This is a genomic window from Enterobacter sp. BNK-8 (assembly GCF_048685095.1).
Lineage (GTDB): Bacteria > Pseudomonadota > Gammaproteobacteria > Enterobacterales > Enterobacteriaceae > Enterobacter > Enterobacter quasiroggenkampii.
Genome location: NZ_JBLQTN010000001.1, coordinates 576,889 through 600,198, shown reverse-complemented (window position 1 = coordinate 600,198; position 23,310 = coordinate 576,889). Strand labels below are relative to the sequence as shown.

Below are 23,310 nucleotides of genomic sequence, written 5' to 3'. Positions count from 1 at the left end.
TGCCCGCTGATTTAACGACAAGGCCGTGGAAATTATCATGCTGTGGTTCAAAAATTTGATGGTTTACCGTCTCAGCCGCGACGTTTCGCTGCGTGCAGAAGAGATGGAAAAACAGTTAGCCGCTTATACCTTTTCCCCTTGCGGTAGCCAGGATATGGCAAAAACCGGTTGGGTTCCGCCAATGGGTTCACAAAGCGATGCATTGACCCACGCCAGCAGCACGGGTCAAATCATCGTCTGCGCCCGTAAAGAAGAGAAGATTCTGCCCACGCCGGTGGTTAAGCAGGCGCTCGAGGCGAAAATTTTCAAGCTGGAAGCCGAGCAGGGCCGCAAGCTGAAAAAGACCGAAAAAGATTCGCTGAAAGACGAAGTGCTGCACTCTCTGCTGCCGCGCGCCTTCAGCCGCTTCAGCCAGACCATGATGTGGATCGACACCGTTAACGGGCTGATCATGGTGGACTGCGCCAGCGCCAAGAAAGCAGAAGATACGCTGGCCCTGCTGCGTAAGAGCATCGGCTCGTTACCGGTCGTTCCGCTGGCGCTGGAAACGCCAATTGAGTTAACGCTGACCGAATGGGTACGCAGCGGTGCTGCGGCACAGGGCTTCCAGATCCTTGATGAAGCCGAGCTGAAAGCCCTGCTGGAAGATGGCGGCGTGATCCGCGCGAAGAAGCAGGATCTGGTCAGCGACGAGATCGCCGTACACATTGAAGCGGGTAAAGTGGTCACCAAGCTGGCGCTCGACTGGCAGCAGCGCATCCAGTTCGTGATGTGCGACGACGGCTCCGTGAAGCGTCTGAAGTTCTGCGACGAGCTGCGCGATCAGAACGAAGATATCGACCGGGAAGATTACGCCCAGCGTTTTGACGCGGACTTCATCCTGATGACCGGCGAGCTGGCCGCGTTGATTCAGAATCTGGTGGAAGGTCTCGGCGGCGAAGCGCAGAGATAACGGGTAAAACGTAGGCCGGGTAAGCGTTAGCGCCACCCGGCTAATTTTTTATTTCAGGTAGCGGCACAGATAAGAGGTAGGCTCAGCCACCTGCAAATGAAATTCGCTGTGGCCAGGGACGTTGAAAACTTGCCCGGCAGCGTAAACTTTCCATTCCGTTTCACCCGGCAGCAGGACGTTCAGCGCGCCGCTGACCACCGTCATCTCTTCCGCTTCCGCCGTGCCAAAGGTGTATTCCCCTTCCGCCATTACGCCAACGCTGGCGCGGCCAGTGCTGCTGCTGGTAAAACCAATGGATTTCACTTTACCGGAAAAGTATTCGTTACTCTGAAGCATGAACTGGCCCTTATATTTTTAGATAAAAATTCACTATAGGGGCCATGCTCATCACCTGTCACGCAAAATCATTACATGAGCAGTTCCGAGGCCAGGCGAGCCATCAGAACGTTGGATAACAGCACCGGCACATCCAGCGCTTTTTGCAGCAAATCACGATGATGCTGGTGGAACCCCAGACAGTCCAGAATCAGGACATCGGCCCCTCTTTCCAGCAGTTCCTTCCCGGCAGCAATGAGTTTGGCCTCACTGTCCCAGAACGGATTGGCCAGCGCGTACAAGGGCACTTTTTCCAGCACATGCCATTTTGCCTCCTGGTTATCCATGAGCTCCTCAATGGGGACAATCACCCCCACCTGATGACCATCCACGATGGAGGCCACCAGCGGCGGAATGATGCGCATCGGTTCCAGCAGAATCGCATTGCGCGCCATAAGCCCCTTAATGGGGGCCGTGCTCATCAGCAAAATAACGTCATAACCTTGATTATCGAGCACTTCTATTACGCCCTGCAGCGAGCGCTCGATTTTCTGGCGTGAAACATGCGCCAGTTTACCGTCACTTAATAACGTCGCCAGGGGATCCTCCCCCGCCTCGACAGCGTAGTCCTCCATGACCTCTTCCCGACTCATCTTCCCAAGCAGGCTCAGATGCGTTATCTGTTGTTCAGATACATGCTCGGTTAAGAGCGGTAACACTTCGCTTACAGGGACCACACCAATGGTGAGGATCGCCAACGTTGCCTTCATCTTTGTCGCCTTCCATTACTCCAACATCGTGCACACAGGTACAGGCTCACTACGCTGCACAGTTCATTTTTTCAACAAAACAGCACCAAGCGTAGCAGGTGATCCCGACATCGAAATGTAAAGATCGCCTGCCGATACCAGAGTTACTTGTAATAACTAAATATTAACTCCTGCTTAACTTTCACGATGAGTAAAAAGTGTGATTCAGGCACGATCCTGGAGCGTTTAGGAAAACATTCAGGTTATGTCGGGATCTTCGTAGCGCCGTTTCGCATCCAGCGCTTCCTGTTCAGTCTCGTGTTCACTGATCAGCGAGTCCGGTTTTGGGTGATCGGCACGCAGTTGATACCAGGTCACGGTATGACCCGTATGGCCTTTTTCAACGGTAACAATGCGCGCTTCACGCGGATAGGGAGGTCTGGTTGGCATAGCTCATCCTTTTTTTATGTCTGAGCTATAAGTATAGACGCCGCTTAGCTGGCACAAGCCAAACGCAGGGCGGTAATAATCTGAATCACAACGTCTTCGGGAGAGGCTGACGCATCCACCACGTGGTGAGCCGCTTCGCGGTATAACGCATCACGTTCCGCCAGCACTTCACTCACCTCTTCGTTCAGCGGCCTGGAGGTTAGCGCAGGGCGTTGCCCCTCTTCCGGAAAGGCTTCCAGGCGCCCAACCAGGGCCGACACCGGCGCGCTGAGGTAAATCACAATTCCCTTTTCGCGCATAAACTGACGATTACACTCCGCCAGAACAATGCCACCCCCGGTCGCAATCACCGCAGACGGGGTGGTGACCGCTTTCAGCGTGGCCGTTTCGCGCGCGCGAAAGCTTTCCCATCCCTCTTGTTCAACAATCTCAGCGATGGTTTTTCCAGCCTCGGTTTGCAGCCAGTGGTCGGTATCCACAAACTGGCGATGACACACGCGTGCCAGCTCCAGGCCAACGGTGGTTTTCCCACAGCCGCGGGGGCCAACTAAAAAGATGGGTTGGGTCATAGCCAGGTGTTCCCCTTGATGCCGGATGGCTGAAGAGTGTAAAGAAATAATTGCAGAAGATGTTGCGATTACTTTACTGCAAAGCGGTACGGGATGACAACCCTGTGGAGGCCACACTGTACCACAAATTGACAATAATTATCATTACGCTGTACGGCGCTTCACTTCCAGCAGCCATTTATCCAGTTCGGCAGCAAACTGCTGGCGATCGCGCTGTGACAGGCTATCCGGTCCTCCGGTCTGCACGCCGCTGGCCCGCATCGTATCCATAAAATCGCGCATAGTGAGCTTCTCGCGAATGGTCGACGGCGAGTATCGCTCTCCGCGCGGATTGAGCGCCGCCGCCCCTTTCTCCAGCACTTCGGCAGCCAGCGGAATGTCCGCCGTGATCACCAGATCCTCCGCGCTGCACAGGCGGACAATTTCGTTATCCGCTACGTCAAACCCGGCCGGCACGCGTAAAGAGCGGATGAAGCGCGAAGGCGGTACGCGAATATTCTGGTTCGCCACCAGCGTCAGCGGCATCTGAACGCGCTCGGCGGCACGAAATAAAATCTCTTTAATCACATTCGGACACGCGTCCGCATCAACCCAAATCGCCATATTGTCTCCCCTTAATAACTCTGCCGACTATTGTCGCCTGCATTTCGTTGTTAAGCTATCAATCAGAGAAAACAACGCATAATGACGGAGAATCGTGATGGACAAGAAAATCGGGTTTATCGGCTGCGGTAACATGGGCAAAGCCATCCTGGGCGGTCTGATCGCCAGCGGGCAGGTGTTGCCGGGTCAGATTTGGGTCTATACCCCGTCACCGGACAAGGTCGCCGCGTTGCGCGATCAGTACGGGATCAACGCCGCCGAAAGCGCGCAGGAAGTGGCCCAGGTCGCCGATATCGTCTTTGGCGCCGTCAAGCCGAACATCATGATCAAAGTGCTGAGCGACATTACCTCCAGCCTGAATAAAGAGACGCTGGTGGTGTCGATTGCCGCGGGCGTCACGCTCGATCAGCTGGCGCGCGCGCTGGGCCACGACCGCAAAATCGTCCGTGCGATGCCAAACACCCCTTCACTGGTCAACGCCGGCATGACCTCCGTCACGCCTAACGCCCTGGTGACCTCAGAAGACGTGGCGGATGTACTGAACATTTTCCGCTGCTTCGGTGAAGCAGAAGTGATTGCCGAATCGATGATCCATCCGGTAGTCGGCGTCAGTGGTTCTGCGCCTGCGTATGTCTTCATGTTTTTAGAAGCGATGGCCGATGCCGCCGTGCTTGGCGGAATGCCGCGCGCCCAGGCGTATAAGTTCGCCGCGCAGGCCGTCATGGGCTCCGCCAAAATGGTGCTGGAGACCGGCAAACACCCGGGTGAACTGAAAGATATGGTTTGCTCCCCTGGCGGTACCACCATCGAAGCAGTGCGGGTGCTGGAAGAGCGCGGATTCCGCTCGGCCGTCATTGAGGCCATGACAAAATGCATGGAAAAATCAGAGAAGCTGAGTAAATCCTGATTGCTTCAGTCGGGCGTCAGGCGGCCACTTCGGTGCGGCTGCGCCCGGCATTTTTCGCTCTGTACAGCGCCACGTCAGCCGCCTTTAGCCATTCCCGATAATGTCCAAACTGCGGCCCCCAGGGGGCAACGCCTACGCTGATGCGCAGCGCCTCTTTTGGCGCGCACGGTAGCGACAGCGTTTCCAGCCGCTCATGCACCCGGGACATCACGGCGATCGCGCTTTCCGCCGCGGTCTGCGACATAATCACCGCAAACTCATCCCCGCCAAACCGGCCGATGGCATCACCTGACCGCACCGACATCTGGAGTTGGCGCGTGATGGCAATGATCGCCTCATCCCCCACGGCGTGTCCCCAGGTATCGTTGATATTTTTAAAGTGGTCGATATCAATCAGCAAAATCGTGGCGGTGCAGTGGTCACGGCGGCAATGCTCAAATTCCTTTCGCAGCAGCATTTCCCAGTGGCGTCGATTAAAGACCCCAGTCATGCCGTCGCGGGTGCTCATCATTTCCAGCCGCTGCTTGTGCTCAGCAAGCCTGACGGCGGTGCGGTGGCTGAGCCAGGCAAACAGCATGGGATAAAGCACCAGCACCGGCAGCGTTAAGCCCCACTCCACCGGGTCGGGGTTAAAGACGGTCACGCGGCCGACAAGCGGCAGCGTGACCAGCGCGGAGAGCAGGGTCAAGAGGATCCCCGGAATAAACAGACGACAGCCCCCGGAGCCCATCATATTCATCCCTACCATCATCACCAGCGCTGCCGTGGGTAACGCGCTCATCCCCATCACGCCGATCCAGAGCCCGGCAATGATGGCATCGATCTTAAGATTGAATACTTCCTGCTGATGAGGTGACGCGGCCCGGCAGGATAACTGCCAGGCGAAATGGGGCCAGACGAACGCCCAACCGACCAGTAAAAGCCACCAGCCGCCGGGTAAAAAATGGGTGACCAGCATTCCTGCAACCGGGAAAAACATCGCTGCCAGCCCCACGGCGCGCGCCAGCCGAACCCGCCGGGCAAACTGAATGCCAGCGCGGTGAGGGTCATCCTGAGAAAGGGTTAAATTCCACTCTTCCCGAATGCGCTTTTTGTTGTAATACGTTTCATCATTCATCATTTTTGGGAATATTCTGAAACATTTTCCCAAATTATAGAGAGGGGGTCTGCGGGGAAAGTATGAAATTTCGGGTGAGCCGCCGGAGCCGCTCACCCGTTCGAACTACACTTTTTTCTTCAGGCAGGCACTCATGAACTTGCTGCGGTCATCCCCTTTCAGAGACTGTTCGGTGGCCTTGGCATTACACTCGCGCATCTTTTGCTGCTGAGGCGTCAGGCTTTTTTCAGCTGGCTTCGAGGCGCCGTTTTTGAGGCAGTCGCTCATGTAGGTCTTGCGAGCATCGCCCTTCAGACTCTGAGACGTCGCCTGCTGATTACAGGTGGTCATACGCTGCTGCTGCGGCGTTAACGTTTTCTCTTCCGCGTTCGCCGAGGCGACCAGGAACAGGCCGGAGAGCAGAGTAACCAGTAATGTTGTTTTCATTGCACCATCCTTTTGTGAACATTCCCTGTAAGTCTGGTTCGTGACAGGAAAAAAACCACCCGGCAGATGTGATTTCCGCCGGGATTTTTATCATTTCAGACCCAGCGCCGCCTTCATGGTATAGAACAGATCCGTTTGATCCGTCAGGCCTACCACGTTTGCCGCGTGCGGGCCGTAGGCGGCAATGCGCAGCTGGGTGCCCGTGTGCTCCATGGACTCTTCTTCAGAGTTACCGTAGCTTATCACCATGACGGCACCATCTTTGGTGTTCAGCGCCTGCGTCAGGCCAGGGGCTTTGGTATCTGGCGGAATGATCTGGCTGGCGTGCGCGTGGTCCGCGGTGACGATCACCAGGGTGTTACCATCTTTTTTCGCGAACGCGAGCGCCTTCTGCACCGCCTCGTCCAGATCGACGGTTTCGCCAATCTGACCGCACGGATTCGCCGCATGATCCTGCTTATCGATTGACGCGCCTTCTACCTGCAGGAAGAACCCTTTTTCGCTCTTGCTCAACAGAGAGATCGCTTTATCGGTCATCGCCGCCAGCGTCGGTACGCTGTCCGTGCGTTTCGGGTTTGGCGTACAGGTCACCGCAGGCTTATCGATATTGCCGTGATACGAGGCTTTTGGACCTTCCCAGCGCACGGGCATATTGCCGTCGGAGAACAGCCCCAGCAGCGGCTTGTCCTGGTTCGCCTCGCTTATCGCCCCCAGAGCATTTGCGTCACTCACCAGCTGATAGCCGCGAGCCTGCGCCTGCTCGCGCAGCGTTTTGCCCTGCCATTCGCCCGCCGTCGCGGTTTCCGCGAAGGTTTTCGCGCCGCCGCCCAGCGTCACGTCAGGACGCGCGTTCAGCAGTTGTTCCGTAATCGAGCCTTTCCCGCCTTTTTCCAGCGCATTTGTAGGGCATTTTTCGCTGGTCACTGACGGGCCGTAGCACTTACGCGAGGTGACGTGTGCCACCAGCGCCGCAGGCGTCGCATCCTGAAGTTCAGCGGTGGAGACGTTGCCGGTCGCCAGGCCCGCCGCTTTTGCCATCTCCAGAAGGGTTTGATGATCGTGTTCGTGAATATCCACGCCCAGCGCACCATTATAGGTTTTCACGCCGGTGGACCACGCCGTGGCAGAGGCCGCGGAGTCCGTTACGTAATCCGGTTTACCGGTTTTTTTATCCAGCGCGTAGTGGGTATATTGTCCGGTCAGCGGTAAGGCGTCGATACCTTTAAAAAAGCCGCCCGCTCCCTCGGCATAATTTCGCGCCGCCGTGATTTCGGAATCGCCCATTCCATCGCCAATCAGCAGAATAATATTTTTTGCCGGCTTCTCATTCAGCGAAGCGCGAATAGCGGCCGTTTGATCTTCTGATAAACGGCGCGCGCCGCCAGGCTGGGTGATATCCCCTTTTGCCGCACGATTATCCAGCACGCTGGTTTGCGTCGTATCTGCATAAATGGCAGGGGTAATTAAAAGGGGAAGTAATGCAATGAAAAGTGCGCTCTGTTTCAATTTATTTTCTCCATGTACAAATACATAAAAATAAAAACAGAGCGACTATAGGCATCCTGCATGACAATTCTATGACACGTCGTTACGTCCTGTGACGGTTTAGCTGCGCGGATGCCTTAACAGCTTCTTTACGTACTGGTGAAGCATCTCCGCATCCTCAACCGGTACCTGCGATTCAGGCCTGACGCTCTCCAGCGCGCCTTCCACGCTCTCAATCAACGCCTGCTGATCGGTTTTCGCCATTTGTCGCAGCAACGCGGTGACCACAATCTCAAGCGCTTCGACCTGAGCCACCAGCTCTTTTGACTCTTCTTCCTTTTGTGCCAGCTTGACCAGCAATTCAGCAATGAGGTTTTTCATCGTGCCAGTTCCTTTTCAGTTTTGTCTGACGTTATCACTCTGAATCCCTATTGCAAAGAGAAGAAATTAATTATGGTATGCAAAAGTGACACAGGAACAAAAATAAAGAGGTAGCGCCGTGAGCGAAACGTTTTTCTATAAAAAGACGCCGCATTTTGTTATATAAAAATGCGGCTACCATAAGAATATATAATACATCTACTAAAGTGTTATCTCGCCGATTTGGCCTCCGCCATTTGTCGGCGGCGTCGCAGCGCAATAGCCAGCTGGATAATATTGATTAAAACAACAATCGCTGTCGCCGCAAATACCCAACGAAAACCGGCCATTGCGGAAACGGATGCGCCAATAAGCGGACCGGCAACATTCCCCAGATACATAAATGACTGGTTATATCCAAAAATTCGCCCCGTCACATGGTCGCTGGAATATTTGACCAGCAGAGTCTGTACCGCAGGCAACATGGCGCCGTCAGCAAAGCCGAGCAGAAATCGCAATATGCCAAGCTGAAGCGGAGAAGTGACAAACGACATCGCGAAGAAGAGCACCACCGCAAAGATCAGCGTCGCCATCAGGATGCGCGCCGTGCCGATCCTGTCCCCCAGTTTACCCAGACGCGGCGCGGAAATCAGGGCGGATACGCCCGGCACGGCGGCAATCATGCCGCTCAGAAAAGCGATATTCGTGCTCTCCGGCTCCATCGACTTGATAAACAGCGCCAGAATCGGACCGACCGAACCGTTGCAGAGCTGGATCACCATGGTGGTCACAAACAGGCTAATCATCAGCCTCGGATAAGGCAGCGAGGCGAAAACGGCCTTGCCGCTGAGGCGTTCAGATTTACTGATAACCGGGCGGCCCCCTTCTTTAATCAGAAAGAGCGTGACCAGAAAACTGACCACCAGCAGGATCGCGGTGATAATAAATACCGCGCGCAGCCCGACGTGGTCCGCCAGAAAGCCCCCCAGCAGCGGCCCGCCGATGACGCCGCTGATCTGTGCCGTGGAGAGGGTACTCAGCGCCCAGCCGCTACGCTCGCGCGGCACCTGAGAGGCGACCAGCGCCATGGCGTTTGGAATATACCCGGACGTCAACCCCATCACCGCCCGCAGGAAAAACAGCTGCCAGACGTTGGTGGCGAAGGCCTGCAGCAGAATGGCAATCGCCATCCCGAGCGAGGCGCGCAGCAGCATCAGTTTACGGCCTTTTCGATCTGCCAGGCTGCCCCACATCGGTGACACAATGGCGGAGACCAGAAACGTGACGCTGAACGTCAGACCGGACCACATGGAAAGCGCTTCATGCGAGGTCACCCCCAGCTGCGACACGTACAGCGGCAGGAACGGTAAAATCTGGCTGATGGCCAGCCCGGTAAAGAAGCAACCGAACCAGACCGAGATAAGATTAACTTTCCAGGATTCCATAACGAAATAGTCTTCATTTTTAGGCGAATTCGCCGACAGATTAGCAAGTTACGCGTGTCAACGTCGCACCAGAGATGCGGCCCGACAGACTTTGGTGTTTTATCTTCCCAGTCATCATATTTGTGAAATAAGTCACAATTCATCCATTTTCTGGCGGAATATTATGCTTTATCGGCAGAGGCCAAAACCGCGCATTCCCAGATGAAAATGGTTAGCATGCGCCGCGTTATACTCCGGTCCCAGGCCGTTCCCGTAGTAGCCACAGCTCGCCGCCAGCATGGCCTTCAGCCAGGGCTGCGTTGTTGTCGCCTTCCAGCCATTCAGCACCGTGACGCGTTCACCGTTCGCCAGACGAAAAGCGGCAATATCCAGCGCCTCCGCCGTGGCATGTTCACTGCGGCGCGCGTCAGGGCGGTGATAAATATTGCGGCAGGCAAAGCTGCCAAGGTGGTCGATACGCGCGAGCTCGCTGCCCGTATAGCGTTTTGTCAGCGGCCGGGCCTGCTGGCTGATAAAGAGGGCTGAGCTGAGCGCCAGCGGGCAGCTGGCAAGAAAGCTGCTGTTCAGGCCGACAGGGCCGAAGTCACGCACGCGCACGACGTTGTTAAGGGGACACGCGCCGCCGCTGTCCGCTACCGGCTGGGTGCGGATGAGATCGCGTTGGTTAGCCTGTAACAGCAGGCTCGCGCACGCCTGGGGAGTTAAACGCCGAAGCTTATACTGAGTGATTCGGCCTGGCGGATCGTCAAGCGTCAGCGGCGTGAAAGGGTTGTAGTAAGGCGGCAACCAGCGGTAACCCAGCGTTGCGATGGTCAAAATGATAAATCCGGTCAGCAGCGTTTTTCCTCTCACTCTCCCCCCTCAACATTCCCCAAAACATTATGGCAGAAGGCCGCGAAACACGCCGGGCATCGTGGTATGTTATTGGCTTTTCGTCAGACTGGAAGAGAGTGAGATGGCTAAGCAGCGCGTAGGTATTGTCTTTGGGGGAAAATCAGCGGAGCACGAAGTGTCATTGCAATCGGCTAAAAATATCGTTGATGCGATCGATAAAAGCCGTTTCGACGTGGTGCTGCTGGGCATTGATAAACAGGGCCAGTGGCACGTTAACGATGCCAGGCAGTATCTGCTGAATGCTCACGATCCGGCACACATCGCCCTGAATCCTTCAGAAGTGAGCGTCGCCACCGTACCCGGCGTCGTGAAGGGGCAGCTTATCGACGCCGGCAATGCACAGGCTCTCGCCCAGATCGACGTCGTCTTCCCTATTGTTCACGGCACACTGGGGGAAGATGGTTCCCTGCAGGGGATGCTGCGCATGGCCAACCTGCCGTTCGTCGGCTCGGACGTCCTCGGCTCTGCCGCCTGCATGGACAAAGACGTGACCAAACGCCTGCTGCGCGATGCCGGGCTGAATATTGCCCCGTTCGTTACGCTCACCCGCGCCAACCGCGACAAACACACCTTCGCGCAAATTAGCGGAGAGCTGGGTCTGCCGCTGTTTGTGAAGCCTGCAAACCAGGGCTCCTCCGTGGGCGTCAGCAAAGTGACCAGCGAAGCTGAGTTCACGCAAGCTGTCCGCCTGGCGTTTGAGTTCGACCATAAAGTGGTGGTTGAGCAGGGCATCAAAGGCCGTGAAATTGAGTGCGCCGTGCTGGGCAACGATTTTCCACAGGCGAGCACCTGCGGCGAAGTGGTCTTAAACAGCGACTTCTACTCGTACGACACCAAATACATTGATGATAAAGGCGCGCAGGTTGTCGTGCCTGCGGATCTCGATCCAGCGGTTAACGATAAGATCCGGGCGATCGCCATTCGCGCTTATCAGACGCTCGGCTGCTGCGGCATGGCGCGCGTGGATGTGTTCCTGACGGCGGAAAACGAGGTGGTGATCAATGAAATTAACACACTGCCGGGGTTCACTAACATCAGCATGTATCCGAAGCTGTGGCAGGCGAGCGGCCTGAGCTACCCGGAATTGATCACCCGCCTGATCGAACTCGCGCTGGAGCGTCACGCCGCCGACAGCGCGCTTAAAAGTTCCGTAAACGGTTAATCGGCGCCCTTCGCCGACTCTGCCTCATCCGCTGTCGTCTCTTCAGGACGACGGCGGATAATCAACCCCGCCAGCCAGAAACTGATAACCCAGGTCACCAGCCCAACGGCATAGGTTTGCCAGCCTTTTGCCTCAAACCCCAGCAGGCCCACGACACCGTTAAGAATAAAGATCAGCCCGATAGCGAAGGCGTAGTAGTGCCAGTCACGGCGTAGTTTGGACGTGAGCTTCATAACAACTCCGGCAGGAAAAAAAGACATCCTCTCACAGTTTTACGACCAGGTCTGTGGCAGATACGGAAATTCTGAAACGCGACGCAATTTCACTTAAGTTAATAAATTGTGACGTGCTGCAGAAATCAACAATCCAGGAGGATTCCGTCGCGTAAATTACCACGATTCTGATATTGACAAATGCGATGACCTGTCAAACTCACCCTGTACGAAGCGTATTAACAGAGCGATTTATCCGGAGGTCATCATGGCTGACTTTACATTGTCGAAACCGATTTTTGGCGGAAAACCAAAAACCTCCACGGCGGGTAATATCGCGTATGCCCTGTTTGTCCTGTTCTGCTTCTGGGCTGGCTCGCAGCTGCTCAATATGCTGGTCCATGCGCCTGGCGTTTACGAACACCTGATGCAGGTGCAGGATAACGGACGCCCGCGAGTTGAGATTGGTTTTGGCGTCAGCACCCTTTTCGGCCTGATTCCCTTCCTCGCGGGATGTATGATTCTGGGCGTTGTGGCATTAGTGCTGCGCTTTCGCCGCCGCCGTTAAAGCCCCATACAGCGAGCCCGGCGATCGTCCACGCGTTTTGCGAACCACGCGGTGGTCAGGTTACGCGTGATCTTCGGGCTTTCCAGCTGAATACCCGGCAGGATAGCCCTCGGTAACGTTTTCCCGCTTTTCTGCTCTGCGAGCGCAAACACCTTCTTGTACAGATCCGTTTTCTCAAAGGCCAGGCTGTCGCCTTTCTCAAGCTGACGGCGAATGTCGCTGTTGCTCAAGCCAAGCGTTGTCGATAATTTCCGTACGGCAAGCTCGGTGCTTCCCGCCTCGCTGCTGCCGTAAGCGATGAGATCGCCGTCAAGCGCCAGCTTAACGCCGCTTGCGCGGCTGACCGCACTCTGGAATGCCGCATTACGGCTGGCATACCAGCCAGCGTTAAAGTCGGCAAAGCGATACAGCGGCTCATCGTAGTTCGCCGGGTAGTTCAACAGGTGATACGTGCCGAACCACAGTCCGCCGCGCAGGGAGAAGACCTCCTGGCGTACCGTACCGTCGATTTTCCACGGATAGCCGTCGGTGTGTTTCTCCGCGAACGCGATGCTTACCTGCATTGGGCCACCGGTGTGGACCGGGTTCAGTGAACCAAACAGCTTCTGCCCCATTGGGACCATGCTGATGAAATCATCAAAGATGGCGCTAAGCTGTTTTTCGGTTTTCACCGTATCCAGCCGCTCGCTGTAGCTTTTGCCGTTCGGCGAGGTGATTTTAAGCGCGGTATGCACGAGGAACACCGGGATATGCATGGACTCCGCGCGGCGGTCGATCTCTTTCCAGGCGATTTTATTCAGCCCCGGCACAGCCGGATCTGACTGGTACATCGACTCCTGCTGTGCCACCGCCAGCACCGAACAGATGTTCTCCTCGGTCGGCGCGATCTTTTGGCTTTCAAAGGTTTTTGCCAGCGCGTCTGCCCACGCATTGCGATCTTTCACGCTGGCGGGCATTTTCTGCCGCACAACGCTCGCCACATCAACGGGCTTCTCGCCCTTTTTGAGCGGAGCGGCTCCCTTTTCGGCACAGCCTGCCAGCACAAAAGCGGCCAGTATGGTCAACGGTAACGCGCGCGGTACGGCAAAAGGCATAGCAACGTCCTGTATTAGCTAAATGTGTTGGTGACTTCCTGCAGGTCACGATCGTCCAGCTCGCGTTCAAAGCTGCGCAGACGTTTGTAGATGGACATCAGTTCCACCAGCGTGGTCCAGGAGCTGATCAGGTACTGGAATGAACTTCTGACCTGATCAAACACGTTGGTAATTTGGGTCATCAGTCCCAGGGTAATTGTCCCTGCAACAATTGACGGGAACAACAGGACTATTCCAAAAACAGTATCGGCCTGAAGATATAAAATACGAGCTATGTTGAAATACATGTAGTGGAAGTAGAGCTTAAAGTAGTTAAAACGGACGTTCTGAAATAACTCTTTTACCGTTGGTGGCGCAGCTCGTGATGGGTCATCCTCACCGTAAACGAGTTCTTTACGGTAAGCCGCTTCCACGCGCTGATTTTTAAATTGTAACCCCGGCAATTTGATCCCCACCACAGCAAGAAGCCCCGTTCCCATAAGAGACCAGACCAGTGCCGCAATAACCAAACCATAGGGTAAATGACCAACAATTGGAAGTTCAGGCACATGGGGTGAAAGTGCAATCAGAATCGGTAAAAAAGCGATAAGTTTCATCACAGCATTAAGCAAGCTGACCCCCATGTCCTCCAGCGTTGAGGCAAAACGCATGGTGTCTTCCTGCACACGCTGTGCAGCACCTTCGATGTGCCGCAGTCGTTGCCAATTTGCTATGTAATATTCGTTCATAGCTGTACGCCAACGGAAAACGTAATGGCTAACGAAGAAATTGTTCAGCACTGCCACTGTTACTGCAATCATGGCAATGCCGGTAAAACTAACGAGACTGGCATAGAGTTCACCAATCGGAACCTTATTTGGGGCGCTTAGCGCTTTTTGGATCAAATCGTAGAAGGGTGCATACCATGCATTAATTGCAACGCTCACTTCCACCATGAACCAGGTAACGAAAATGATCAGTGCAGATCCCAAAATCGACCAAAACTGCCAACGATGCGGAGAATACTTGAACCAGAAGAGTGCAAACAGCCACACACATACCGTGTAGTAGGCATAAAATACGATAAAGCTCAGCGACCAGAAGCGCGCTGCGCTAATCGGCACCTCGCCTGTCGCCCCCGTGATGCGCGTCAGCCATGCGCCGCCGCCCGCCTGCCAGAAAATGACAGCGATCAGTGCCCAAATAAATGCCGACAGGAAAAAAGGCCCCGGCTTTGGGAAAAAAGACTTAAACATAATGCTTCCTTCTTGTTGTTATGGCTGTTGCTGTGTACAACACGTCACCACACGAAAACCTGCCCGAGCCAGCCTCCCGGCTCCGGCAAAAAGGTCAGACCCGATCGTTAATTATTAGTTCGCTTTCCAGTTTTCAAGAATTGTTTCGGTGCGTTTCACTGCGAGAGGATTCGCCGGCGCAATGAAGTTACGCCAGACGTCGTTGTGATGGTTAATCAGAATCTGTGCTTCAGCAGCCGGGCGGTTGGATGTGGTATGGGCATCTTCCGCCACGGTGATGTGATAACCCCGGCTAACGCCGTTCTTGATCGTCGCATCGACGCAGTAATCGGTGGCGCAGCCGCAGATAACAAACTCGCGAATGCCCTGCTCCCGCAGCAGCGTCTCAAGCCCGGTGTTGTAGAAGGCATCACAGGCCGTTTTAGTCACGTAAAGCGCGTCGGCAGGCTGATGGAGTTCAGGCAGTAGCGCAAACCCTGCACTCCCCTCTTCCAGCCCCCCGGCCTCGGTGTGCTGTATAAAAATCACCGTGTCGGCTGCCTGCGTAAGCTGGTTGATCAGAGAGACACACTTTTCGCGCTGATGACGCGGGGTTTCAAACACCCCGTTCTGCATATCGACAACCATAACCACACGCTTCTCAGACATACCGTTCTCCGTAAAATTGAGTGACACTGGTGCCTATCATAAGCCCGATGTCACAAAATGGGAGATGGCCCGCAAGTAAATTGTTCATATTTACCCATGGTTACGTTTTTCTCGCTATCGTTATGCAATTCGGGGCATTGCACGGTACCGATTAGTAGTATAAATACCCATTACTTTCCTCATTCACTTCATGGATGCTTTTCGTTGAAACGTTGTCTGCTCTCTTTTGCCGCGCTGTGTGCGGTGAGCTTCTCTACCGCCCAGGCAGCCCAACCGCTGACGGCTCCCGTTTTAGCTTCAGATATTGCCGATCGCTACGCGAACCTTATCTATTACGGCAGCGGCGCGACCGGAATGGCGATGGTCGTCATCGACGGAAACCAGCGTGTATTCCGCAGCTTTGGCGAAACGCGCCCGGGAAATAACATTCACCCGCAGCTGGACTCCGTCATCCGCATCGCATCCTTAACCAAGCTCATGACCAGCGAAATGCTGGTGAAACTGCTCGACCAGGGCGTGGTGAAGCTCGACGATCCGCTCAGCAAATACGCGCCGCCAGGTGCCCGCGTACCCACGTATCAGGGGACCCCGATCCGGCTTGTGAACCTTGCTACCCACACCAGTGCCCTGCCGCGTGAGCAGCCAGGCGGAGCGGCGCATCGTGACGTGTTTGTCTGGCCAACGCGCGACCAGCGCTGGAGCTATCTGAGTACCGCCACGCTGAAAGCAGCACCGGGCTCGCAGGCCTCTTATTCAAACCTGGCGTTCGACCTGCTGGCGGATGCCCTCTCAACGGCGGCTGGCAAACCCTACACGCAGCTGTTTGAAGAGCAGATCACCCGTCCGCTCGGCATGAAAGACACCACGTTTACCCCGTCCCCGGACCAGTGCCGTCGCCTGATGGTGGCGGAGAAAGGCGCCAGCCCCTGTAATAACACGCTGGCGGCCGTGGGCAGCGGCGGGGTTTACTCCACGCCTGGCGACATGATGCGCTGGATGCAGCAGTTCCTTTCCTCGGATTTCTACTCGCGCAGCAGCCAGGCCGATCGTATGCAGACCCTGATTTATCAGCGTACTCAGCTGCATCGGGTCATCGGGATGGACGTACCGGGTAAAGCCGATGCGCTCGGCATGGGCTGGGTCTATATGGCACCGAAAAATGGCCGTCCGGGTATTATTCAGAAAACCGGCGGCGGCGGCGGGTTCATCACCTATATGGCGATGATCCCCCAGTCAAACGTGGGCGCGTTTGTGGTGGTGACCCGCTCTCCGCATACACGTTTCGTCAATATGAGTGACGGTATTAATAACCTGGTGGCAGAACTGAGCGCCAATAAAGCCCAGGTGCTTACCGCGTCCAACTGATATTAATATTCCGTGGGCAAGCGGTTGATGCTGACCAGCTTGCCCCGGCTCATATTGATATAGTTTCCCTGTCGCAGGGCGGCCAGAACTTCGGCAACAACAGAACGTGAAATGCGTGTGCTTTGCTGAATATGATTCATCACACCGATTTTTGAACGCAGCGTTTCATCCCACTCGGCCATATTTAACAGCATCGCGCGGATCTGGTGATAGGAGTTATTGCCCACCAACTGCATATCGCGTTTTTCAAGAATGTAATTTATCCAGGATAACCAGCAGAAGGCCTCTTTCCACAGCGAATACTGCTGGATCTGTTGACGGGTAGTTTCCGTGGATAAATAAAAACCGGTACAGGCCGTTTTAGCCATCACTCTGTATTCCTGAGAGTGATTAATGACCACCGTAGACAGACCGAAAATAAAAGGTGCCGTCGCAATCCCCACCAGCAGCTCATCGGAAGGGCGATAGACCTCAATAACGCCAGTTTGTAATACGATCGTTCGAGGCTCAATTGATTCGCCTGACGTAATTAATTGTTGAGGAGCACATGTAAAAGGGGTACTGGCTGCTATTAACCCCTGTTCGAGCCGGCGTAATTCAGAAAGTGGTTTCGCATTAACGTTCATGCAGACCTCAAGTCATCCGTATTTGTCGGTTCAATATTATTTTTATTGCTTCTGTAAAAAGCGGGGGAAGATAACCCCTCCCCCGCTTTTATTCATTACCAGGTATATTTCACACCCAGGTTTGCGCCCCAGTTCTGGTCAACGTCACCGCCGCCCAGATAAGTGGCATCCGTGTAAGCGCTGAAGTTCTTCGTGAAGCTGAACTGGGTGCCCAGCCCAACACGAACAGCGGATCCTTTCACGCCGTTATCAATGCTGTCACCGTTAATATCGGCATTGTTATCGGCGTCGTCATAGACCCAGGCCAGTTTGAAGTAAGGCGTCAGAGCCTGATCGCCGCCGTAGTTGAAGGTATAACCCGTATCAACACCAAGTTCATAACGCAGGCTATCGTAAGATTGTCCATCAACGCGCATGTCATTGCTCAGACGATAGTCATCACCAGACTGGAACAGACCCGATACGGCTGCGTATGGGGTAACGTAGCCAGAGAGGTTTGGTTTCCAGTCATAGCCCAGCTTCAGCCCAAAACCAACAGCATCACTGGTGGTATTGCCGTCAACATACTGGCCGTTGCTCATGTTAGCGGAAAGATCGCTGTTGAAGCGGGTGTAGCTCAGGGAACTGTCGAGGAACAGATCGTTCGTAAACTTCGCTGACGCGTAGATCATCGCCGTCTGGCTATCTTGATCGACCTGACCGGTACGATCGCTGATATCTCCCTTCGCGAAACCTGCTGCCCCACCGACGATCCACTTCGCGTTATTACCGTCAATCTGGCTATCCAGACCCACCATAATACCGCTCACGTCCTGATCGTAGCTGATAACGCCATTGTCACCGTCGAAATTGCCGCCGAAGTAGCTCACCCACGCTCCGCCATTATCCGCCAGGCCGTGACGGCTGTTGGTCAGACGCGCACCTACGGTATCCTGCTGCAGATTCCAGATATTGGTATTGGCAGAAGGAATGCTCAGCGCCATATTGGCGTAGTCGGTCAGCGCTTTCTGCTGGAGGACAACGGTGTCACCCTGCTGCTGCGCCTGGTAGGTATAGGCCCCTAAATCGGCTCTGTTTGCAGCAGTAAAGCTGGCTGCAGTATCCGCATTATTGTCATAGATGCGAACGATCTCTTTGTTTTTGTAATCAGCAACGGAACCCGCTCCGGTCGCGTCATCGATACGGACCTGATAGTTACCGGCGACGTCACCGTTCACCGCCAGATGGCCGTCAGAGTTAATGGCCACTACGCCGTAGTCATAATCAGCGCTGCGCTTATCGTTAGTGATATAGCGTGCGTTGTTCAGATCGCTGTTCAGCACGTAATCACGGCTGGCAACGTTCAGCACGCCGCCATCGGTCAGTACCATATTGTGCGTATCAACCTGACCCAGCCCCAGCGCCAGCTCTGCACCGTTATCCACGGTGATGGTGTTGGCATAGAGCTCGGCCGTTTCTTCCGTCAGCGCCGCACGGCTATCGCTGTCCAGATACAGATGGTCGGTAGCCACGCCGCCGCTGTCGCCGATATTCAATGAGGACGCATTGGTCAGAGTGATGGCATCCGCCAGCAGGCCTGAGTTTTCAACGTTGACCTGAGACTGGTTGTTGACCGTCAGGGTGTCGATGTTAGACACCTTACGGGTATCCCACTCGGAGCCGTTGTCCAGCGCGATGTTAAACAGACCGCTCTGATACACCGCTTCGCCCGCAACATGTCCGTTGTCGTCATAGGTGGAGTCCGGCCAAATGCTGTTAGGGGACAGAGCATTCCAGTCTACGTTGCTGTAGCCCTGGCCATACATCTGCGCCGTGCCGATAGCCTCGACGCTGGACTGTGCTGCGCCGACCCATTTGCTGCCGTTGGTAAGCGTCACATCCAGCTTATCGGTGCCATCCCAGCCGTTGGTGGTTGGGTTATAGATGCCGTCTTCGGTGGTATCGGTTGCCGGATCGCCGTTCGGGTAGAAGTTGTTGTCGAAGGTGCTGGAGAACAGAATATCGCCAGTAACGGTGGAATGATCGAACGTGGCGGTGGTTTGCATCGCGTTATCAGACGCGCTGGCGGCCACAATCAGCGCCGCATCGTCTGCCGCTGTCGCGCTGGTTTCACCATAGTCGCTCGGCTTCGCGGTTTGACCGTAGAATCCGCTGGTACCTAAATCGCTGTACGCACCGGAAGTCAGTACCGAATCTTTCACCAGTAGCGTGTCGGTAAAGACGTTGCTGCTGTTGGCTACGCCTTCAACGCCGTCGTATGGCGTATTATCCAGCTCCTGGTACCCCTGCGTCAGGGTAATCCCCGCGACGTGAGAATTATTCTGGATAACAATATCCGATTCCACATCCAGGGTAATCGCATTACCCAGATCGTACGTATCCAGATAGTGTCTTTCCGTATTTTCCCCATTCACGACATCATACGCATAATGCTCGTACGTATCGTTAAGGGTGGAATTATCAACGGTCAGGCTAAAACGATCGTATTGCGTATGATGGGTGCCGTCAGCATCCACGCCATCAGCACATGTGGTGGTCATACACTCAGAAGTAATCATGCCGTTAATGGTGCTATTGGAAATACTCAACGCATTCGCCCGGCCATTGATGCCATCATCCAGGTAGTACGTTGAAATAACACCATTCACGGTGGCTTTATTAATCACGGGATAAATATCACCATCATGGATGGCATCCGAGTAATCCCAGTCGGCATAACCATAATACCAGGGGGTGGACGCTGTATTATCGTATCCGAAGGTATTATATGTCGTACCGGAAATATCCTTCGCATTGGCCTGAGAAGCGATAGCCAGGGTGCAGGCTAATGCAAGTTGAGATACAACGAGTTTCTTTTTCCATGTTTGCATTGGGTCATCCCTCCTCAGGGACGTAAGCAAGTTTGTCCATCAATGAATTTGCAATATTTAATTGCGGAGGGAATTATGCAGTTTCATTTCGAAAAGGTTCAATGAATGTTTCCATTAAGTCCGTATTCAGACAAAAACACATTCAGACCACAAACCATAAGGCGTCATAAAATAAATATTATAAAAACAGAATGTTAATACACGGCTAAACCAATCGGAAAAACACACCGGAAAATAATAAATCATTTTTAATTATGCTTTCATTTCCATATAGAAATAACACGAATATTTCATTCTCCTCTCAGCGTTATACTGACCTGCATTATATATTATTTATGACAGGCAAACTCACCTGCCGCATTTTACAAAAGCAAAATGCCCACTTTAGTAAAACACCCGTCTTCACTTTGATGTACACTAGCCCTCTTTGTTCCACAAACATCAGGCATACCATGACCGATTTAATTGCACGCCCACGCCGCCTGCGCAAGTCACCTGCACTGCGCGCTATGTTTGAAGAGACAACCCTGAGCTTAAACGATCTGGTGTTGCCGATTTTTGTTGAAGAAGAGATCGATGACTACAAAGCCATCGAAGCCATGCCGGGCGTCATGCGCATTCCGGAGAAATATCTGGCGCGTGAGATCGAACGTATCGCCAACGCGGGGATCCGCTCGGTGATGACCTTCGGCATCTCCCACCATACTGACGCGACCGGCAGCGACGCGTGGAAAGAAGATGGCCTCGTCGCCCGCATGTCACGCATCTGCAAAGAAACCGTGCCGGAAATGGTGGTGATGTCCGACACCTGCTTCTGTGAATACACCTCGCACGGCCACTGCGGCGTACTGTGCGATCACGGCGTGGATAACGATGCTACCCTGCTTAACCTCGGCAAGCAGGCTGTTGTCGCGGCCGCGGCAGGCGCAGATTTCATCGCACCTTCTGCCGCGATGGACGGACAGGTTCAGGCGATTCGTCAGGCCCTGGACGCGGCCGGTTTCACCGACACCGCCATCATGTCCTACTCCACCAAATTTGCCTCCTCCTTCTACGGCCCGTTCCGTGAAGCAGCCGGTACGGCGCTGAAAGGCGATCGTAAAACCTATCAGATGAACCCGCTGAACCGCCGCGAAGCGATTCGTGAATCCCTGCTCGATGAAGCCCAGGGCGCAGACTGCCTGATGGTAAAACCGGCTGGCGCGTACCTGGATATCCTGCGCGACATCCGCGAGCGCACCGAGCTGCCGCTGGGCGCTTATCAGGTGAGCGGTGAGTACGCGATGATCAAATTCGCCGCCCTGGCGGGTGCCATTGATGAAGAGAAAGTGATCCTGGAAAGCCTGGGGGCGATCAAACGCGCGGGCGCGGATCTGATCTTCAGCTACTTCGCGCTGGATCTGGCCGAGAAGAAAATTCTGCGTTAATCCGCTTTAGCGCCGGGTGGCGGCTTCGCCTTACCCGGCCTACGCTCTGCTCAAATCTTCACCCAACTGCAATACAACCGACATCTGCGCCTTCTACTGTCTTCGCAAGACGGCAGGAGGAGTGACCATGTTTAGCCTCGATAGCGTTCTCGACGATCTTTGGCCTCAGGCGAGGCCCGCACCCTGGCAAAAAAGTCTGTTAAAAAGACTGTTCTACGAAGACGAATTTCAGCAATTTGCCGCAGCCCACCGCCACCTGAAAGGCCTGGATATGGTGGAGCAGGTTCTGGAACACCTGGATATTCTCTGCACCGTTTCCGCCCGCGATCTCGAACAAATCCCCGAACATGGCCCGCTGGTCATCATTGCCAACCACCCGACGGGTACGCTGGACGGACTGGCGCTGCTGTATGCCGTCTCCCGCGTGCGGCGCGATGTTAAAGTCGTGACCAACCGGATGCTAACCCACCTTGAGCCCCTCAGTTCGCTGTTTATTCCGGTGGACAATATGGGCGGCAGGACGGCGAAAACGTCTCTGGTGCAGATGGAACAGCATCTGCAAAACGCGGGCGTGCTGATCTTCTTCCCGGCAGGCGAAGTGTCCCGCCCCACGCGCAAAGGCATTCGCGATAAAAAATGGCACTCCGGCTTTATCAAACTTGCCGGCAAGCTGCGCGCCCCGCTGCTGCCGGTGCATATTCAGGCGCATAACAGCCTGCTCTTTTATGCCAGCACGCTGGTCTCCCCGACGCTGTCGATGCTGCTGCTGATGCAGCAGATGTTCCGCCGCCGCCACAGCCAGCTGCCGATCAAAATCGGCCAGCAGATTGCGTGGCATCACTGGCACAGCGCTAACCTTTCGTCGCGTGAGATGGCCGAGCAGTGCCGTCAGCACGTGATGCGTCTTGGCAAGGGAGTGCCCGGCGTCTTTAAAACCCAGTGCGCCATTGCCCGTCCGGAAGACCGGGCCACCCTGAAACGCGCGCTGGCGCAGGCCGAATGTCTGGGCAAAACCAGCGACGGTAAAACCATCTATCTTTGGCAGCGAAACGGTCAGGAAGATGCCCCGCTGCTGCGCGAGCTGGGCCGCCTGCGCGAGATTGCCTTTCGCGCGGTGGAGGAAGGGAGCGGCAAACGTCGGGACACCGACAGCTACGACGATGATTATCTGCATCTGATCCTGTGGGATGAGGACGATCTGGAGATCGTCGGGGCGTATCGCTTTATGCCGACGGCCATGCAGATCGAAAAGCGCGGCGTTGAGGGGTTGTACAGCTATAGCCTGTTTCACTACGACGACAAAATGCAGGACGTGCTGGAACACGGCATTGAGCTGGGGCGCAGCTTTATTCAGCCGCGCTACTGGGGGCGCCGCGGCCTGGACTATTTATGGTCCGGCATTGGGGCTTATCTGGCGCGTTATCCGCACTACCGCTACCTGTTTGGCCCGGTCTCGATTTCCGGTGGCTTACCGCCTGCCGCGCGGGATCTGCTGGTCGCCTTTTACCGCCTGTGGTTCCCGGCGACGCATCCGCTCGCCGCCTCGCGCCAACCATATCCCGCGTCCCTGCCGGACGTGCTGGCTCAGTTTGGCGGCGTGGATTACGTGGACGATCTGACGAAGCTGAAATCCCTGCTCGGCAATCTTGGCTGCGGCATTCCGCCGCTCTACAAGCAATATTCCGAGCTGTGCGAGCCCGGCGGCGTGCAGTTTATTGATTTTGGCAGCGACCCGGCATTCAACAACTGCGTCGACGGGCTGGTGCTGGTGGATTTGTGTTACCTGAAGGCGAACCGCTATCAGCGGTATATTGAGGCGCACCTTTAAATG

General features: G+C 54.9%; 24 protein-coding genes. 7 read left to right on the top strand and 17 right to left on the bottom strand.

What is annotated here, in order from left to right; all coding sequences use genetic code 11:
- Window positions 1-37: 37 nt before the first annotated feature.
- Window positions 38-952, top strand: coding sequence for a recombination-associated protein RdgC (rdgC, locus tag ACMGGU_RS02860; RefSeq protein ID WP_023310540.1), 915 nt, complete (start codon window positions 38-40; stop codon window positions 950-952).
- 48 nt (window positions 953-1,000) lie between these two features.
- Here rdgC and ppnP read toward each other — a convergent pair whose 3' ends face one another.
- From ppnP to ACMGGU_RS02835, 5 genes are all read right to left on the bottom strand, one after another.
- On the bottom strand, window positions 1,001-1,288 hold the full coding sequence (ppnP, locus tag ACMGGU_RS02855; RefSeq protein ID WP_008503270.1) for a pyrimidine/purine nucleoside phosphorylase: 288 nt from the start codon (window positions 1,286-1,288) through the stop codon (window positions 1,001-1,003).
- Between the two features lie 71 nt (window positions 1,289-1,359).
- Window positions 1,360-2,037: an AroM family protein gene (locus ACMGGU_RS02850; RefSeq protein ID WP_045909804.1), complete on the bottom strand. Its 678-nt coding sequence runs from the start codon at window positions 2,035-2,037 to the stop codon at window positions 1,360-1,362.
- A gap of 237 nt (window positions 2,038-2,274) precedes the next feature.
- On the bottom strand, window positions 2,275-2,466 hold the full coding sequence (gene yaiA, locus ACMGGU_RS02845) for a protein YaiA (protein WP_023334675.1): 192 nt from the start codon (window positions 2,464-2,466) through the stop codon (window positions 2,275-2,277).
- A gap of 44 nt (window positions 2,467-2,510) precedes the next feature.
- Entirely contained in the window at window positions 2,511-3,035 is a 525-nt protein-coding gene (gene aroL, locus ACMGGU_RS02840; RefSeq protein ID WP_045909805.1) for a shikimate kinase AroL, read from the bottom strand.
- A gap of 144 nt (window positions 3,036-3,179) precedes the next feature.
- Window positions 3,180-3,638, bottom strand: a complete 459-nt coding sequence (locus ACMGGU_RS02835) for a YaiI/YqxD family protein (RefSeq protein WP_010428006.1) — start codon at window positions 3,636-3,638, stop codon at window positions 3,180-3,182.
- Between the two features lie 97 nt (window positions 3,639-3,735).
- Here ACMGGU_RS02835 and proC point away from each other — a divergent pair, with 97 nt between their 5' ends.
- Window positions 3,736-4,545 carry a pyrroline-5-carboxylate reductase gene (gene proC / locus ACMGGU_RS02830; RefSeq protein ID WP_032656527.1) on the top strand — a complete coding sequence of 270 codons (810 nt, stop codon included), beginning with the start codon at window positions 3,736-3,738 and terminating at the stop codon, window positions 4,543-4,545.
- 16 nt (window positions 4,546-4,561) lie between these two features.
- Here proC and adrA read toward each other — a convergent pair whose 3' ends face one another.
- The 6 genes from adrA to ACMGGU_RS02800 form a co-directional block, all read right to left on the bottom strand.
- Window positions 4,562-5,665, bottom strand: a complete 1,104-nt coding sequence (gene adrA, locus ACMGGU_RS02825; protein WP_196352024.1) for a diguanylate cyclase AdrA — start codon at window positions 5,663-5,665, stop codon at window positions 4,562-4,564.
- A 102-nt stretch (window positions 5,666-5,767) separates the two neighbouring features.
- On the bottom strand, window positions 5,768-6,088 hold the full coding sequence (psiF, locus tag ACMGGU_RS02820; RefSeq protein ID WP_008503278.1) for a phosphate starvation-inducible protein PsiF: 321 nt from the start codon (window positions 6,086-6,088) through the stop codon (window positions 5,768-5,770).
- Between the two features lie 90 nt (window positions 6,089-6,178).
- Window positions 6,179-7,594: an alkaline phosphatase gene (phoA, locus tag ACMGGU_RS02815; protein ID WP_420300229.1), complete on the bottom strand. Its 1,416-nt coding sequence runs from the start codon at window positions 7,592-7,594 to the stop codon at window positions 6,179-6,181.
- A gap of 99 nt (window positions 7,595-7,693) precedes the next feature.
- Window positions 7,694-7,954 (bottom strand): anti-adapter protein IraP, encoded by a 261-nt coding sequence (gene iraP, locus ACMGGU_RS02810; RefSeq protein ID WP_023293178.1) that lies wholly within the window; start codon window positions 7,952-7,954, stop codon window positions 7,694-7,696.
- Window positions 7,955-8,163: 209 nt separating this feature from the next.
- Window positions 8,164-9,378 (bottom strand): multidrug efflux MFS transporter, encoded by a 1,215-nt coding sequence (locus tag ACMGGU_RS02805; protein ID WP_420300228.1) that lies wholly within the window; start codon window positions 9,376-9,378, stop codon window positions 8,164-8,166.
- Between the two features lie 168 nt (window positions 9,379-9,546).
- Window positions 9,547-10,230 carry an extensin family protein gene (locus ACMGGU_RS02800; protein WP_196364953.1) on the bottom strand — a complete coding sequence of 228 codons (684 nt, stop codon included), beginning with the start codon at window positions 10,228-10,230 and terminating at the stop codon, window positions 9,547-9,549.
- Window positions 10,231-10,333: 103 nt separating this feature from the next.
- Here ACMGGU_RS02800 and ddlA point away from each other — a divergent pair, with 103 nt between their 5' ends.
- Window positions 10,334-11,434, top strand: coding sequence for a D-alanine--D-alanine ligase (ddlA, locus tag ACMGGU_RS02795; RefSeq protein ID WP_262802471.1), 1,101 nt, complete (start codon window positions 10,334-10,336; stop codon window positions 11,432-11,434).
- On the opposite strand, the gene ACMGGU_RS02790 is transcribed toward ddlA, so the two are convergent.
- Window positions 11,431-11,667: a DUF2754 domain-containing protein gene (locus ACMGGU_RS02790; RefSeq protein WP_032656524.1), complete on the bottom strand. Its 237-nt coding sequence runs from the start codon at window positions 11,665-11,667 to the stop codon at window positions 11,431-11,433. The genes ddlA and ACMGGU_RS02790 overlap by 4 nt on opposite strands.
- Before the next feature lie 247 nt (window positions 11,668-11,914).
- Here ACMGGU_RS02790 and ACMGGU_RS02785 point away from each other — a divergent pair, with 247 nt between their 5' ends.
- Window positions 11,915-12,214, top strand: coding sequence for a DUF2755 family protein (locus ACMGGU_RS02785; protein ID WP_008503287.1), 300 nt, complete (start codon window positions 11,915-11,917; stop codon window positions 12,212-12,214).
- On the opposite strand, the gene ACMGGU_RS02780 is transcribed toward ACMGGU_RS02785, so the two are convergent.
- From ACMGGU_RS02780 to ACMGGU_RS02770, 3 genes are all read right to left on the bottom strand, one after another.
- The gene (locus ACMGGU_RS02780) at window positions 12,211-13,308 is read right to left on the bottom strand and encodes a DUF1615 domain-containing protein (RefSeq protein WP_032674238.1); all 1,098 of its coding nucleotides are present in this window, start codon (window positions 13,306-13,308) and stop codon (window positions 12,211-12,213) included. The genes ACMGGU_RS02785 and ACMGGU_RS02780 overlap by 4 nt on opposite strands.
- A 14-nt stretch (window positions 13,309-13,322) precedes the next feature.
- The gene (sbmA, locus tag ACMGGU_RS02775; protein ID WP_420300227.1) at window positions 13,323-14,543 is read right to left on the bottom strand and encodes a peptide antibiotic transporter SbmA; all 1,221 of its coding nucleotides are present in this window, start codon (window positions 14,541-14,543) and stop codon (window positions 13,323-13,325) included.
- Between the two features lie 114 nt (window positions 14,544-14,657).
- Window positions 14,658-15,191 carry an isochorismatase family protein gene (locus tag ACMGGU_RS02770; RefSeq protein WP_069720216.1) on the bottom strand — a complete coding sequence of 178 codons (534 nt, stop codon included), beginning with the start codon at window positions 15,189-15,191 and terminating at the stop codon, window positions 14,658-14,660.
- Between the two features lie 204 nt (window positions 15,192-15,395).
- On the opposite strand from ACMGGU_RS02770, the gene ampH reads away from it, so the two are divergent.
- The gene (gene ampH / locus ACMGGU_RS02765; protein ID WP_032638396.1) at window positions 15,396-16,556 is read left to right on the top strand and encodes a D-alanyl-D-alanine-carboxypeptidase/endopeptidase AmpH; all 1,161 of its coding nucleotides are present in this window, start codon (window positions 15,396-15,398) and stop codon (window positions 16,554-16,556) included.
- A gap of 2 nt (window positions 16,557-16,558) precedes the next feature.
- Here the strand turns inward: ampH and ACMGGU_RS02760 are convergent, their stop codons facing one another.
- Complete coding sequence (locus ACMGGU_RS02760; protein ID WP_045909814.1) at window positions 16,559-17,182, bottom strand: helix-turn-helix domain-containing protein; 624 nt, start codon at window positions 17,180-17,182, stop codon at window positions 16,559-16,561.
- Between the two features lie 95 nt (window positions 17,183-17,277).
- Window positions 17,278-20,052: an autotransporter outer membrane beta-barrel domain-containing protein gene (locus ACMGGU_RS02755; RefSeq protein ID WP_063620916.1), complete on the bottom strand. Its 2,775-nt coding sequence runs from the start codon at window positions 20,050-20,052 to the stop codon at window positions 17,278-17,280.
- A 452-nt stretch (window positions 20,053-20,504) separates the two neighbouring features.
- On the opposite strand from ACMGGU_RS02755, the gene hemB reads away from it, so the two are divergent.
- Both hemB and ACMGGU_RS02745 read left to right on the top strand, forming a co-directional pair.
- Complete coding sequence (gene hemB, locus ACMGGU_RS02750) at window positions 20,505-21,479, top strand: porphobilinogen synthase (protein WP_045909816.1); 975 nt, start codon at window positions 20,505-20,507, stop codon at window positions 21,477-21,479.
- Window positions 21,480-21,606: 127 nt separating this feature from the next.
- Window positions 21,607-23,307 carry a lysophospholipid acyltransferase family protein gene (locus ACMGGU_RS02745; protein ID WP_262749245.1) on the top strand — a complete coding sequence of 567 codons (1,701 nt, stop codon included), beginning with the start codon at window positions 21,607-21,609 and terminating at the stop codon, window positions 23,305-23,307.
- The last annotated feature ends 3 nt before the right edge of the window (window positions 23,308-23,310 follow it).

Coding starts and splice junctions, on each gene's coding strand:
- hemB (WP_045909816.1), top strand. CDS start 20,505: ATGACCGATTTAATTGCACGCCCACGCCGCCTGCGCAAGTCACCTGCA.
- iraP (WP_023293178.1), bottom strand. CDS start 7,954: ATGAAAAACCTCATTGCTGAATTGCTGGTCAAGCTGGCACAAAAGGAA.
- rdgC (WP_023310540.1), top strand. CDS start 38: ATGCTGTGGTTCAAAAATTTGATGGTTTACCGTCTCAGCCGCGACGTT.
- ACMGGU_RS02850 (WP_045909804.1), bottom strand. CDS start 2,037: ATGAAGGCAACGTTGGCGATCCTCACCATTGGTGTGGTCCCTGTAAGC.
- ACMGGU_RS02785 (WP_008503287.1), top strand. CDS start 11,915: ATGGCTGACTTTACATTGTCGAAACCGATTTTTGGCGGAAAACCAAAA.
- psiF (WP_008503278.1), bottom strand. CDS start 6,088: ATGAAAACAACATTACTGGTTACTCTGCTCTCCGGCCTGTTCCTGGTC.
- ppnP (WP_008503270.1), bottom strand. CDS start 1,288: ATGCTTCAGAGTAACGAATACTTTTCCGGTAAAGTGAAATCCATTGGT.
- aroL (WP_045909805.1), bottom strand. CDS start 3,035: ATGACCCAACCCATCTTTTTAGTTGGCCCCCGCGGCTGTGGGAAAACC.
- ACMGGU_RS02755 (WP_063620916.1), bottom strand. CDS start 20,052: ATGCAAACATGGAAAAAGAAACTCGTTGTATCTCAACTTGCATTAGCC.
- ACMGGU_RS02835 (WP_010428006.1), bottom strand. CDS start 3,638: ATGGCGATTTGGGTTGATGCGGACGCGTGTCCGAATGTGATTAAAGAG.
- adrA (WP_196352024.1), bottom strand. CDS start 5,665: ATGATGAATGATGAAACGTATTACAACAAAAAGCGCATTCGGGAAGAG.
- ACMGGU_RS02760 (WP_045909814.1), bottom strand. CDS start 17,182: ATGAACGTTAATGCGAAACCACTTTCTGAATTACGCCGGCTCGAACAG.
- ACMGGU_RS02780 (WP_032674238.1), bottom strand. CDS start 13,308: ATGCCTTTTGCCGTACCGCGCGCGTTACCGTTGACCATACTGGCCGCT.
- ACMGGU_RS02745 (WP_262749245.1), top strand. CDS start 21,607: ATGTTTAGCCTCGATAGCGTTCTCGACGATCTTTGGCCTCAGGCGAGG.
- ACMGGU_RS02790 (WP_032656524.1), bottom strand. CDS start 11,667: ATGAAGCTCACGTCCAAACTACGCCGTGACTGGCACTACTACGCCTTC.
- ddlA (WP_262802471.1), top strand. CDS start 10,334: ATGGCTAAGCAGCGCGTAGGTATTGTCTTTGGGGGAAAATCAGCGGAG.
- proC (WP_032656527.1), top strand. CDS start 3,736: ATGGACAAGAAAATCGGGTTTATCGGCTGCGGTAACATGGGCAAAGCC.
- sbmA (WP_420300227.1), bottom strand. CDS start 14,543: ATGTTTAAGTCTTTTTTCCCAAAGCCGGGGCCTTTTTTCCTGTCGGCA.
- ACMGGU_RS02805 (WP_420300228.1), bottom strand. CDS start 9,378: ATGGAATCCTGGAAAGTTAATCTTATCTCGGTCTGGTTCGGTTGCTTC.
- ACMGGU_RS02770 (WP_069720216.1), bottom strand. CDS start 15,191: ATGTCTGAGAAGCGTGTGGTTATGGTTGTCGATATGCAGAACGGGGTG.
- yaiA (WP_023334675.1), bottom strand. CDS start 2,466: ATGCCAACCAGACCTCCCTATCCGCGTGAAGCGCGCATTGTTACCGTT.